We start from the raw sequence: 12,618 nt of genomic DNA, 5'->3' as shown, positions 1-12,618 counted from the left end.
GCTGCGTCGTATTATAAGTAAAAGACTGGAATTGGGAGGAATTGGGAATGAATTTTTTTAAGAACTGCAAAAAAGCCCTGGCCGCTGTAATGGCAACTGTTGTTCTGGCAGGCAGTTTTTCTGCACCTGTAATGGCTCACGGGCATCATGGCGGCGGGCACCACAATTACAATGACAGCGGAACGAATTCCGGATTTAACTGCCCTTACCATCATACGCATCATGACAGTGAGGAAAGCTGCCAGAATTACTGCCCCTACCATCATGAAATCCACAGCAACCTTAAGAACTGCAATCATTACTGCTCTTACCACAAGACAGTACACAATAATCTCAAGAACTGTAACCATTACTGCTCTTATCACAAAACGGTTCATAAGAACCTCAGGAGCTGCAATCATTACTGTTCTTACCACAAAACGGTTCATAAGAACCTGAAAAGCTGCAGTCATTACTGCCCTTATCACAAAACCACTCACAAGAACATTAAGAGCTGTAAGAAATACTGCAAGTATCATAAGACCATTCATTCCAATGGAAAGGTTCATTCTGTTGCATAATCACGGAATGACCAGGATATTTTTCAAAGTCCCCGGCTGCTGAAACATTTTTCTGTGTTTTCAGCAGCCGGGGACTTTTGCTGTAAAATCTGGAACAGATTTCTCTTTATTTACCTTCCTGATTGTCAAAGGGAATCGATATCGGTGCTTCCGGTGAACATATGATTTGTCTCCCGTTGCTGTATCTGTCCGATTTTGTTACTTTTACATAATGAAACCGAAGTCAGGATATAGGGGCTGTGTGTCGTAATCAATACAGAACTGTGATTGATATTTGCAAAATAAGCGATAAATTCAACCAGCTTATGCTGCAGAGAGGGATATAAATGGGCCTCCGGCTCTTCAACAATTACAAATGCTTCTTCTTTTTTTAACATCAGAATGTACAGTTGATTCAACAGCTATAACACTTCCTGCTGTCCTGACGAGGCAAAATTGATTGGTATCTTTTCATCCGAAGATTCACCGCCCGGTACAACGATATATTCTTTTCCCTCCGAATACTGATAATCCCCCTTCAAATCAGAAATTATCATTTCCGATGTTTTTTCAACATCAAATTTTCGTTCTCCATCCGGATAGCGCTTATGAACATTTCGAATTCCATCTGAAAATAATCCATGAATATTATCAATGATCTGCATAAACTGTCTGGTTATTAAATCCAGATTTTCATTTTCAATCAGGAAACGGTTATTAACCAGCAATGCAATCATACTGCGCCCGGCCGGTATATAATAGGTTTCTTTATAGTCATCAAATATCTGATTCACACTGTTCCTGAAATTATCGTAATTCCGCAGCCGCTCTCTGCTGGCATAGGCAAGGCTGATAACAGTAGTCTCCTGCTTTTGCTGATACAATTCCAGTGCCTCTTTCTCTAATTTCTCTATCTCATAATTCAGTTTTGGAGAATAAATAACATTAAAAAATTTTTTATCTCCTTTTTTCAATTTTACCTCAATCCAGATAGTATCTGTATATTCATACTTTAAATGCAGACGTTTATCCAAATCCCAGCTATACCCAAACAGTGACATCAGAACTGACTTCAGTTCTTTTTTTTAAACCTTATGGAATCCGCCGCTGACATCTTTTCCATTGTAAAGGGATGTATCATACAACTGGCAAAGATAATCTGCCAGCGTGGTTTTTATAATCCTGAAAAAATATACCGCCTTTGCCACAGTGCTTTTCCCTGTTGCCTGTTCCCCGATAAGCAGATTAAAATCCTTCACTTCCAGTTCCTTCACAGGCCCCATATATTCTATCTGAATCTTATGCAATTATCTCACTCCCTGACATTTTTATTTGCTTCATTCCCACACATGATACTTTACTCTATCACACTGTTCATACACCTGTCAAACAGGCAAAATTTATACTTCCTTCCCCCAGGGCCTTTTTCTTCCCGTCCATCCCTTCGCTTTCCAGTATTCCCCATCTGCCTCGTTAAAACCCTTTTTCTGTGCCAGCCGCATAATATTAAAAAAGATTCTGGTTTTTATGGAAGGTTTCACATGTCCGTAATTTTTTCTGATTTTCCTTGCCAGTATGGTGGTTTTTGCGTCAATGCGCCGTTTAATTCCCGGTCTGACATTTTTCCAGGACACCTCCATCACCGCCACGCCATACCGCCAGGTTCTGGCAACTCCCCAGAAAAACATACTGTCAGCCATGTCCTTATTGGTACTTCTCATCCCGGCGCCAGCTGCTGTGGAAATACAGACTGCCTGCTTGCGGAACATCTTTTCTTCCGGACGATGTACCATCCAGCGATACCCGTAATGGTCCAGCAGATTTTTCATGGCTCCGGTAGCATGATAGACATAAACGGGACTTGCCAGAATAATCACATCTGCCTGGTCCAGGGCTTCCGTTATGGGTTTTAACATTTCGTAATGGGGACACAGAGTTTCTGATTTTTCAAAACAACCGGTACATCCCACGCAAAAAGATGAAAAATCTTTCGGCAGGAAAAATTCCGTAACATTTCCTTCCAGTTTCCCGGCCAGCATTCTGGCAATATGGTAAGTGGAGCCTTTATGGCTCTGGCCGTGTATAATTGTAATCTGCATATTTTTCCTCCTGTACGAGTTCCCTCGCTTCTGAGAATGACATTTTCAACCTCTTTTTTATGACAATACTCGAATTTGCTGCACCTGATACAATGTCAACATTTCTCCGGAATATCAATGTCCGTATTTCAGGCGCCTCCCAGTCTTTTAACTGCCCGCCCGGACGGTTTCCTGGCTGTAATCGAATCATACAGCATGGAAAAACCATAGTCCAAAAACTGTGTTTTCGTTAAACCCATTGACTTTTTCAGATAGTCTTCTTTATTTGCGGCAAGCTGAATAATTCCGGCAAGCATACCCCAAAAGTTAAATATAACAGGCATAATTTCCAAATCACAGCGCAAATCTCCTTTTTCCATACCGCATACTAAAAATTCCTTTATTTTTTCATTTATTTCTTCTCCGATTTGATAAGTATCCTTTTCTTCCGGCAGGCAGGCCTCATCATCGAAATCAATGTTGATTTTATCCAGCACCATTCTGAAATAAAATGGAAATTCTTCCTGATACTGTACCAGACCATGACAGATACCATCATATCTCGCTTTTGTGGTTTGCTGCTGTACCAATGCAGAAGATATACAGTCATAAAGTTTTTTCATGCTGTTCAATACTAAAATACCAACTATCTCCTCTTTGTTTTTAAAATACACATATATTGTTGCTTTGCTGTATCCGGCGGCTTTCGCTATATCATCCATGGAAGTTGCGGTAATCCCTCTTTCCATAAACAAAACGGATGCCGCAGAGGCTATGTGCTCCCTGTGCACACTTCTCGGCTCTTTCTTTCTTCGTCCCATATGTTCTCCCCATATAATTAAACTTATGGTTTAATTATATGGGCAATATTTCTTTCTGTCAATGAATTTATCAGAAAATTCTTACTAACGCTGTTTTTCTGCGGTTTCTGATATTAAATTATTTTACAGTTTCCCGGCTCTGTGGTATAATAAATATTGAGATTTGCATTGGGGAGGAGACCTGAAGGCCAGAGGGGAGACCTGAATACGAAATAAATCATTTAAAATATTTGAGGAAGCATTGCAATGAAAATAAATAATGTAGAATACGATTTAAATGAACTTTTACAACATCATGATGCCCGCAGCGCAGAAGCCGCACGCCAATTACGTGCAGCAACAGGTGTGACTTTAAAAGAAGCCAGGAAAATATTAACGGACTACGAAAAAGGTATCATGCCAAATTCCAGACAAACAGAACCTCTCGCACATAAACCCTGCTTATTACTGGCATCACTCATGTTTACGTTACTTATAATAATTATTATAATAGTTGTTGTGTTATAGGGATTCTATCTGATAAGCTCCTGCACGGAACCTGATGACACCGCCACTGAACTTATATTGAGACAAACAAAAATCTTCTATTCGGAGACTCCTTACATTAGCAGGCAAAGATATGTGCATCAGGGAAATTCAGGTATACGGTCTGGTATTTTATATTCATATTCAATGTAAATTGCCTCATCCGAAATACCCCACTGCCCCATCTGGAAAACATGATCCGGCGTTGTATAGCTCCCCGGCAAGTTACCATTTGTCTGAATCTGCATCCGCGTCAGCTCATTTTTCGACTTATCCGTATATTTCACAATTGCAGTCTTTATCGTTGCATCATTATCCGGTTCATATTCTACCTCTGCTAATCCTACCCACTGGTCCGGGTATCTTTCCTGAATTTCTTCCCATGTTAATCTTTCAGACATACAAAAACCTCCCTGTATTTTTTACATTCAAATATTCCTGTAACGCTTTTTATTATCACAAGTATATCACACCGCCCAATGTCCCCACAACATAAAAAAGCCCATCACTTTTTCCTGCAGGAACTATACAAACATCCATATTGCCCAAACAGAGATATACCGTGCATCTATAAAGCCCGGAAAACAAAAAAAGACTGTCGATGAAGCTGTCCATGACCGTCTTTTTCTGTTTTTATTCAATTCTCACCCATTCTAAATTTCCAAATCCCCACTCAAAACACAATTCTCAGGCACTCTCCCCCATGTTCGCCAGCTTCGCCGCCTGGTCGGCTGCAATACATGCATCCACAATTTCCTGAATATCGCCGTTCATGACCTTATCCAGTTTATACAATGTCAGATTGATTCGGTGATCTGTCACACGTCCCTGGGGAAAGTTATAAGTTCTGATTTTTTCAGAACGGTCTCCTGTTCCAATCTGGCTTCTTCTGGCTTCCGCCTCAGCGTCATGCTGTTTCTGGCACTCCATATCGTAAAGTTTTGCGCGGAGCAGCGCAAAAGCCTTATCCTTATTCTGGAGCTGAGATTTTTCCGTCTGGCTGTATATTACGATTCCGGTGGGAAAATGGGTCAGGCGAACTGCCGAATCCGTGGTATTGACACACTGTCCGCCATTTCCCGACGCACGCATAACATCAATCCTTATATCCTTTTCATCAATGACCACATCCACTTCTTCTGCTTCCGGCATAACCGCCACAGTAATGGTGGATGTGTGAATACGCCCGCCAGATTCCGTTTCCGGAACTCTCTGTACCCGGTGTACACCGGATTCATATTTCATTACGGAATAGGCTCCCTGTCCGGTAATCATAAAAGTTACATTTTTCATGCCGCCAATACCGATTTCCTCACATTCCACTGTCTCTACCTTCCAGCGTCTGCCTTCCGCATAATGTACATACATGCGGTAAATTTCCGCTGCAAAAAGCGCAGCTTCATCCCCGCCTGCTCCTGCGCGGATTTCCACAATTACATTTTTATCATCGTTGGGGTCTTTGGGCAGAAGCAGGATTTTCAGTTTCTTTTCCAGTTCTTCTATTTTCTTTTTGGAATCATTCAGTTCTTCTCTGGCCAGTTCCCGCAATTCCTCGTCGCTTTCATCCTCTAACATGGCAAGAGAATCTTCCACGTTCTGTTTTGCCTGCTTATATTCTTTATATGTTTCCACAATGGGAGTTAAATCACTCTGTTCTTTCATCAGTTTACGAAAACGACCGGTATCATTGGCCACATCCGGCTCACTCAGCTGATTCATAATTTCTTCAAAGCGAAGAAGAATATCTTCTAATTTATCAAACATTTTACTCTTCCTTTCTATTTTACTGCCGGCAGGTTACCGCAGACCACCCGGTCATTTCCTGTAAGGTCCTGGATTACCTTTACATTCCGAAATCCATTTTCCTCCATCAGAAGGGCCACCCGTCCTCCCTGGTCATACCCCACTTCAAAGTACAGATACCCGTTGGATTTTAAAAATCCCTTTCCTTCCCGTACAATTTTCCGGTAAAAGGCAAGACCGTCTTCTTCACCGTCCAATGCCTCCGCAGGCTCAAAATCCCGGACTTCCGGCATCAGTTCCGCAATCACTCCCGTTGGAATATAAGGAGGATTGGAAATAATCATATCAAAGGTTCCTGTAATTTTCCGGAACAAATCACTGCGCACCAGCTCCACCTCCACCTGATGATTTCTGGCATTTTCCTTTGCAACCAGAAGGGCCTGTTTGGAAATGTCACTGGCAGTTCCTCTGATTTTCTTTCCCGCATGTTTCAGAAGGCTGATGATAATACACCCGGAACCGGTGCACAAATCCAGCACTTCCATGCCTGACTCCAGAATTTTCAGGGCTTCCTCTACCAGAGTCTCCGTATCCTGCCGGGGTATCAGCACATGGGAATTCACCTTAAATTCCAGTCCCATAAATTCCTGCACCCCGGTAATATACTGCAAGGGTACATGCTCTCCCCGCTTTTTCAGTAAAAGCTCATATTCCTGGAAATCTTCGTCCGGCATTTCCTCCGGTGCACGGAGATAATATTCGCTCTTATCCATCTTACAGACGTATTCCATCAGATACCAGGCATCCAGCTTATAATCCGAAACCTCTGCCTTTTTCAGCAGTTCTCTGCCATAACGCAGTGCTTCTCTCAGTGTCATGACGCTTCTCCTTTTATGGATTCCAGATATTCTTTCCAGTCAAATACCGCCTCCACGGATGCAATTCCCACCTCTATCATTTCGTCGTCCGGCTCCTTCGTGGTCAGCTTCTGCATCCACAGTCCCGGTTTACTCAGAGCATTAATCAGAGGATTCTCGCTTCTTCCTGCAAGTCGGATAATTTCATAGGAAATTCCTGCAATCAGAGGCACTATGGCAAGTCTCAGCACCAGACGGAGCACTCTGGAATCCACCCGGATAAACATGGTGGCAAAAATTGTAATAATCACAACAAAAAACAGAAAGCTGGTTCCGCAGCGTTTATGCTCCCTGGAACTTTTCCTGACATTTTCCACAGTCAGCTCCATACCATGTTCGATACAGTTAATACATTTATGTTCCGCACCGTGATACATGAACACGCGTTTTATGTCCTCCATCCTGGAAATCAGCAGAATGTAGCCCAGGAAAATCATAAGCCGCATGACGCCCTCAATCAGTATCACCAGAGTTTCGGAAGAAATAAATTTATGGAACAGCAGGGAAAGATAAAAGGGAAGCACCATAAAAATTGCCAGAGCCAGCACAATGGACAGGCCGATGGTCATTCCCATCTCAAGCCGCTCCTTTTTGCTGTCCTTTTCCTTTTCTTCTGCTCCCTTTTCTTCCGTCTCCTCTTCAAAAAAAGAAGCAGAAAACGTAAGACAGGACATGCCAAGTATCATGGATTCCAGAAAGTTGATAATCCCTCTTACAAAAACCAGATTCCGAATTACAGCATTTTTGCAGATTCCACCGTATTCTCTTTTTTCAACAATAATGTCATGATCCGGCTTGCGGACTGCCACTGCGTAATATTCTTTGTTTTTCATCATTACGCCTTCCATAACAGCCTGCCCGCCAATTCCGGAATAAGCCAATATATTCACCCCTTTCCCTGTGCGGGCCTGTGTATAAAAACAGAAGAAGGATGTCCCATAGAAAGACATCCTCCCTTTACCGCCTGTACATAACTGCTCACGGTTCCCGTCAGTGATTTTACTGATTATTTATGCCATATTTCTTATTGAACTTATCAATACGTCCACGAGCCTGAGCCGCTTTCTGCTGTCCGGTATAGAATGGATGGCATTTGGAACAAATTTCCACATGAATATCCTTTTTGGTGGAACCTGTAACAAATGTATTCCCGCAGTTACATGTCACCGTTGCCTGATAATACTCTGGATGGATTCCTTCTCTCATGATTTTCACCTCTTCACACTGTATTTTAAATCTGATTCATGGATTCTTCACATTTAATACTGCTTACACAACAGCTTTGTTATTGTATCATAATTTTTCCATATATGCAAGTTCTTTTGAGAAATTTACAAAAGTTTTGTTTTCTTTATCATCTGGCAGAATTCCCGGTTATTACTGGTACGTACAAAGAGATTCAGGATACTTTCCACCGCTTCATCCGCCTTCATGCCGTTGATTGCCCGGCGCATAATTTCCACCGCTTCCTGTTCTTCCCGGTTCAGCAGCAGATCCTCTCTCCGGGTACCGGATTTGGTAATATCCACCGCCGGGAAAATCCTCCGCTCTGAAAGTTTCCGGTCCAGAATCAGTTCCATATTACCGGTTCCTTTAAATTCCTCGTAAATCACATCATCCATCCGGCTTCCCGTATCCACCAGGGCTGTTGCCAGAATCGTAATGCTTCCGCCTTCCCGCATGTTGCGGGCTGCTCCGAAGAAACGCTTGGGCATATGTAAAGCCGCCGGGTCAATACCGCCGGACAGAGTTCTTCCACTGGGCGGAACAATCAGATTGTATGCCCTGGCCAGACGGGTAATGCTGTCCAGCAGAATCATCACGTCTTTTTTATGCTCCACCAGGCGCCTTGCCCGCTCAATTACCATTTCCGATACCCGTTTGTGGTGTTCCGGAAGTTCATCGAAGGTGGAATAGATGACCTCCACATTTTTCCCCTCAATAGCCTCCTTGATATCTGTCACTTCCTCCGGACGTTCATCAATCAGCAGAATAATCAGATGCATATTCGGATTGTTTCGGGTCACAGCCTTTGCCACCTGTTTTAACAGGGTGGTCTTTCCGGCCTTGGGAGGTGACACAATCATGCCTCGCTGGCCCTTGCCAATGGGAGAAACCACATCCATAATCCGCATGGCCACAGCGCTTCTGTCTGTTTCCAGCCGGATTCTCTCATTGGGAAAAATGGGCGTTAAATCTTCAAAATTCGGACGCTTCAGGATTTCCGAAGGATGGTTTCCATTGATGCTTTTAATATATAAAAGGGCGCTGAACTTCTCCTGCTGAGTCTTTACTCTGGTATTGCCATGGATGATATCTCCCGTTTTCAGCCCGAATTTACGAATCTGAGACGGGGAAACGTATACGTCATGGTCTCCTGGCAGATAATTCTCACAGCGGATAAATCCATATCCATCCGGCATAACCTCCAGGATTCCATGGGCGCTGACCCCGCTGTCCAGCTCCGGATTGTCTATTTCAATTCCGTCAACAGTAATAATTCTGGAAGGTCTGCGCTCCGGGGGCTGCATTCTCCGTTCTTCGGACGGCTGTCTCCGTTCTTCCGGCACCTGCATTCTCCGTTCTTCGGATGGCTGAACCTTTTTGTCCTCTTTTCGCTTTTCTTTTCTGTCCCCGGATGCCTTTGCCTGCTTCTCTCTTCCGTCCTCTGTTGCCTGTATCTGTTTTTCTCTTCCGTCCTCTGCTATCTGCGTCTGTTTTTCTTTCCCGTCCTCTGCTGTCTGCGTCTGTTTTTCTTTCCCGTCCTCTGCTATCTGTATCTGTTTTTCTTTCCCGTCCTCTGCTGTCTGCGTCTGTTTTTCTTTCCCGTCCTCTGTTGCCTGTATCTGTTTTTCTTCCGTATCATTCTCCTGATTTTCACTGGCAGCCTTCTCATCCTCTCTGAGCATTAGCTCCACCAATTCTTTCTTCTTCAATCCGGAAAGATGTCTCAGACCTCTTGCTTTCGCCACCTCCCGCAATACCGTTACTGATAAACTCTCATACTTTTCTCTCATTTCTTTCTCCTTTTGACTGCCATTATTTGGGAATCTCTGTCAGACCAGACAATGATTTTACTCCGCAGCAGAACTTGCAAAGCAAATTTCAATAAGCTACATTATACACTATCTTTTTCCAAATAGGAAGTCCTTTTTTCTTGATTTGTATTTTTTTTCATGCTATGCTAAAAGGACTGAACAAAATGGGAATTTAAAGAAAGAAAAGGAGCGGTTCATTATGACAACCAGTGAAAAAGCAGTTTTTTTACATAAAGAATGGAACGGCAAAATCGAAACCATTTCCAAATCTCCGGTAAAAAACAGAGAAGATCTGGCTATTGCCTATACCCCAGGGGTGGCGGAGCCATGCAAACTGATTGCAAAACATCCGGAAGATGCTTATATCTACACTATGAAAGCCAATACCGTAGCTGTTATTTCAGACGGAAGCGCTGTCCTCGGACTTGGAAATATCGGCCCTTATGCCGCCATGCCGGTTATGGAGGGAAAATGCGTCCTGTTTAAGGAATTCGGCGGTATCAATGCGGTTCCCATCTGCCTGGATACCCAGGATACGGAAGAAATCATCAAAACCGTCACTCACCTGGCTCCCGGTTTTGGCGGCATTAATCTGGAAGATATCTCTGCTCCCCGCTGTTTTGAAATAGAGGAACGTCTGAAAGAGACATTGTCCATCCCTGTATTTCATGACGATCAGCACGGGACAGCTATTGTAGTTCTTGCAGGCATTATCAACGCCCTGAAAGTGACAGGAAAGAAAAAAGAACATTGCCGGGTGGTGGTAAACGGCGCAGGCTCCGCAGGAATCGCCATTTCCAGACTGCTGCTGACGTATGGATTCAAACATCTGACCATGTGCGACCGCCACGGAATCATCCACACAGATTATCCGGATTTAAACTGGATGCAGCAGAAGATGACAGAACTCACCAATCTGGAAGGAAAAACCGGCACACTGGCAGACGCCCTGACGGGAGCGGACATTTTTGTCGGGGTTTCTGCTCCCGGTATCGTTACACAGGAAATGGTTGCTTCCATGAACCATGACGCTATTATATTTGCCATGGCCAACCCGGTACCGGAAATCATGCCTGATCTGGCCAAAGCTGCCGGAGCAAAAGTCGTGGGCACTGGCCGCAGCGATTTTCCCAATCAGGTGAACAATGTGGTGGCGTTTCCGGGCATTTTCAAGGGAGCGCTGGAAGGCCGGGCTTCTCAGATTACCGAAGAAATGAAACTGGCCGCTGCCATTGCCATTGCAGACCTTGTGCCAGAAGACCAGCTCAGTGAAGATTTCATTATGCCGGAAGCCTTTGACCCGCGGGTTGCTCAGGCAGTCAGCCAGGCAGTGAAATCTCATATTTCCAGGTAACACCATGTTCTGGGATGAAAAACGTTACTACTCCCTGGACTGCTATCTCAAACGTACGTTTGGCGAAAAAGTCTATCGTCTGGCTTTAAACGGCGGAATGACCTGTCCCAACCGGGACGGCAGGGTGGGCGAAAGGGGCTGCATTTTCTGCAGTACTGCAGGAAGCGGGGATTTTGCCCAGAAAGGCTGCCTTCCTGTTAAAAAGCAATTAGCTGCTGCCAAAAAACAGATTCAGGAAAAACGGAACTGCCGGAAATTCATCGCCTATTTTCAGGCCTACACCAATACTTACGCCCCGGCGGAATATCTGCGGCAGATTTTTACGGAAGCCATCTCCGACCCGGACGTGGTCATCCTGTCCGTTGCCACCCGGCCGGACTGCCTGTCAGAAGAAATCCTGGACCTGCTGGATGAATTAAACCGGCAGAAGCCGGTTTGGATTGAACTGGGACTGCAGACCATCCATCCACAGACCAGCCGCTTTATCCGCAGCGGATTTACTCTGGAGTGTTTTCACCAGGCAGTACAGCAGCTTACCAGACGCCGGATTCCTGTTATCGTCCATGTGATTCTGGGCCTTCCCGGCGAAACCGGAGCGCAGATGCTGGAGACGGTTTCCCATGTGGGGCACCTGCCTGTTTTCGGTATCAAGCTGCAGCTTTTGCATGTGCTGTCCGATACTGACCTCGGCGTTTTATACCGGAAGCATCCCTTTCCGCTTTTTTCTCAGGAAGAATACTGTGAAATGATTGCCAACTGCCTGGAAATTCTGCCGGAAACCATGACCATACACCGGCTCACCGGAGACGGACCCAAACATCTGCTGATTGCTCCTGAATGGAGCAGCGCCAAACGCAGCGTTCTGAATCAGATTCAGAAAACTTTAAAATGCCGGGATACCTGGCAGGGAAAATATTACGTTCCAAATTCATAAGGAGTGATAAAAATGGCAGACGCCCTGACTCAATACAAACTGATTGTGTTATACATGCTGGACCATGTGGATTTCCCGCTGACCAACACACAGATTTCCAACTTCGTCCTGGAAAATGAATATACCACTTATTTTACCATCCAGCAGGCCATCAGCGAACTGACCAGCGCAGAACTGGTACAGCCGGAATCCACCCACAACAACACCTGTTATCACATTACTCCTGCCGGAAGGGAGACCCTTTCCTATTTTCCGGACAAAATATCCGACGCCATCAAGACGGACGTACTCTCTTATTTTGCAGAAAATAAAATCCGGCTGAAACAGGAAATTTCTGTCCTGGCAGATTACGATAAAACCACGTTTCAGGAATATGCGGTCCGCTGCCGTATCAGAGAAAAGGAACGTTCTCTGATTGATCTGACCATCACAGTCCGAACAAGAGAACAGGCGGAAGCAGTCTGCGCCAACTGGAAAAAGCAGAATGAAGAAGTGTATGGTTATCTGATGGATTTACTTATGAAATAGAAGTGCAAAGGGGATTCACATTTTGGCGCGCGAGCGGATTGCGCAGCAATAGATTTCCTCTCCGCGAGCTGCGCATCCCGCCCGGAGGGCTTTATCTATAGGGAATCCATATGATTTATCACTTCACAGTGACACGGTATT

At 44.5% G+C, this 12,618-nt stretch carries 16 protein-coding genes; 5 read left to right on the top strand and 11 right to left on the bottom strand.

Annotated features, from left to right (window positions below; translation table 11 throughout):
• Positions 1–47: 47 nt before the first annotated feature.
• Positions 48–560, top strand: coding sequence for a hypothetical protein (locus VSQ32_03180; protein MEH2941882.1), 513 nt, complete (start codon positions 48–50; stop codon positions 558–560).
• Between the two features lie 125 nt (positions 561–685).
• Here the strand turns inward: VSQ32_03180 and VSQ32_03175 are convergent, their stop codons facing one another.
• From VSQ32_03175 to VSQ32_03155, 5 genes are all read right to left on the bottom strand, one after another.
• A complete protein-coding gene (locus VSQ32_03175; GenBank protein MEH2941881.1) occupies positions 686–958 on the bottom strand; it encodes an AAA family ATPase in 273 nt (90 codons plus the stop codon).
• Between the two features lie 3 nt (positions 959–961).
• On the bottom strand, positions 962–1,600 hold the full coding sequence (locus VSQ32_03170) for a hypothetical protein (protein MEH2941880.1): 639 nt from the start codon (positions 1,598–1,600) through the stop codon (positions 962–964).
• Positions 1,601–1,624: 24 nt separating this feature from the next.
• Positions 1,625–1,846, bottom strand: a complete 222-nt coding sequence (locus tag VSQ32_03165) for a hypothetical protein (protein ID MEH2941879.1) — start codon at positions 1,844–1,846, stop codon at positions 1,625–1,627.
• Between the two features lie 93 nt (positions 1,847–1,939).
• Positions 1,940–2,638 carry an NAD(P)H-dependent oxidoreductase gene (locus VSQ32_03160; protein MEH2941878.1) on the bottom strand — a complete coding sequence of 233 codons (699 nt, stop codon included), beginning with the start codon at positions 2,636–2,638 and terminating at the stop codon, positions 1,940–1,942.
• Between the two features lie 128 nt (positions 2,639–2,766).
• Entirely contained in the window at positions 2,767–3,438 is a 672-nt protein-coding gene (locus tag VSQ32_03155) for a TetR/AcrR family transcriptional regulator (protein MEH2941877.1), read from the bottom strand.
• Between the two features lie 246 nt (positions 3,439–3,684).
• Here VSQ32_03155 and VSQ32_03150 point away from each other — a divergent pair, with 246 nt between their 5' ends.
• Positions 3,685–3,945 carry a hypothetical protein gene (locus VSQ32_03150; protein MEH2941876.1) on the top strand — a complete coding sequence of 87 codons (261 nt, stop codon included), beginning with the start codon at positions 3,685–3,687 and terminating at the stop codon, positions 3,943–3,945.
• 119 nt (positions 3,946–4,064) lie between these two features.
• Here the strand turns inward: VSQ32_03150 and VSQ32_03145 are convergent, their stop codons facing one another.
• The 6 genes from VSQ32_03145 to rho all read right to left on the bottom strand — a co-directional run bounded on the left by VSQ32_03145 (position 4,065) and on the right by rho (position 9,640).
• Positions 4,065–4,364 (bottom strand): hypothetical protein, encoded by a 300-nt coding sequence (locus VSQ32_03145; protein MEH2941875.1) that lies wholly within the window; start codon positions 4,362–4,364, stop codon positions 4,065–4,067.
• Between the two features lie 286 nt (positions 4,365–4,650).
• Positions 4,651–5,727 (bottom strand): peptide chain release factor 1, encoded by a 1,077-nt coding sequence (gene prfA, locus VSQ32_03140; protein ID MEH2941874.1) that lies wholly within the window; start codon positions 5,725–5,727, stop codon positions 4,651–4,653.
• Between the two features lie 14 nt (positions 5,728–5,741).
• Positions 5,742–6,584, bottom strand: coding sequence for a peptide chain release factor N(5)-glutamine methyltransferase (prmC, locus tag VSQ32_03135; protein MEH2941873.1), 843 nt, complete (start codon positions 6,582–6,584; stop codon positions 5,742–5,744).
• Entirely contained in the window at positions 6,581–7,504 is a 924-nt protein-coding gene (locus tag VSQ32_03130) for a DUF1385 domain-containing protein (GenBank protein ID MEH2941872.1), read from the bottom strand. The genes prmC and VSQ32_03130 overlap by 4 nt, the downstream gene beginning before the upstream one ends.
• Positions 7,505–7,622: 118 nt before the next feature.
• Entirely contained in the window at positions 7,623–7,829 is a 207-nt protein-coding gene (rpmE, locus tag VSQ32_03125) for a 50S ribosomal protein L31 (protein MEH2941871.1), read from the bottom strand.
• 125 nt (positions 7,830–7,954) lie between these two features.
• Positions 7,955–9,640, bottom strand: coding sequence for a transcription termination factor Rho (rho, locus tag VSQ32_03120; protein ID MEH2941870.1), 1,686 nt, complete (start codon positions 9,638–9,640; stop codon positions 7,955–7,957).
• Between the two features lie 220 nt (positions 9,641–9,860).
• On the opposite strand from rho, the gene VSQ32_03115 reads away from it, so the two are divergent.
• The 3 genes from VSQ32_03115 to VSQ32_03105 are packed head-to-tail and all read left to right on the top strand — an operon-like array spanning position 9,861 to position 12,477.
• Positions 9,861–11,015, top strand: coding sequence for an NADP-dependent malic enzyme (locus VSQ32_03115; protein MEH2941869.1), 1,155 nt, complete (start codon positions 9,861–9,863; stop codon positions 11,013–11,015).
• Positions 11,016–11,019: 4 nt separating this feature from the next.
• A complete protein-coding gene (locus VSQ32_03110) occupies positions 11,020–11,949 on the top strand; it encodes a TIGR01212 family radical SAM protein (GenBank protein MEH2941868.1) in 930 nt (309 codons plus the stop codon).
• Between the two features lie 12 nt (positions 11,950–11,961).
• Positions 11,962–12,477, top strand: a complete 516-nt coding sequence (locus VSQ32_03105) for a DUF4364 family protein (GenBank protein MEH2941867.1) — start codon at positions 11,962–11,964, stop codon at positions 12,475–12,477.
• Positions 12,478–12,618: the final 141 nt, after the last annotated feature.

It is taken from the genome of Lachnospiraceae bacterium JLR.KK002 (assembly GCA_036941025.1).
In the GTDB taxonomy this organism is placed as follows: domain Bacteria; phylum Bacillota; class Clostridia; order Lachnospirales; family Lachnospiraceae; genus Petralouisia.
The sequence above is the reverse complement of the archived record's forward strand: the minus strand, read 5'-3'. Positions and strand labels throughout refer to the sequence as shown.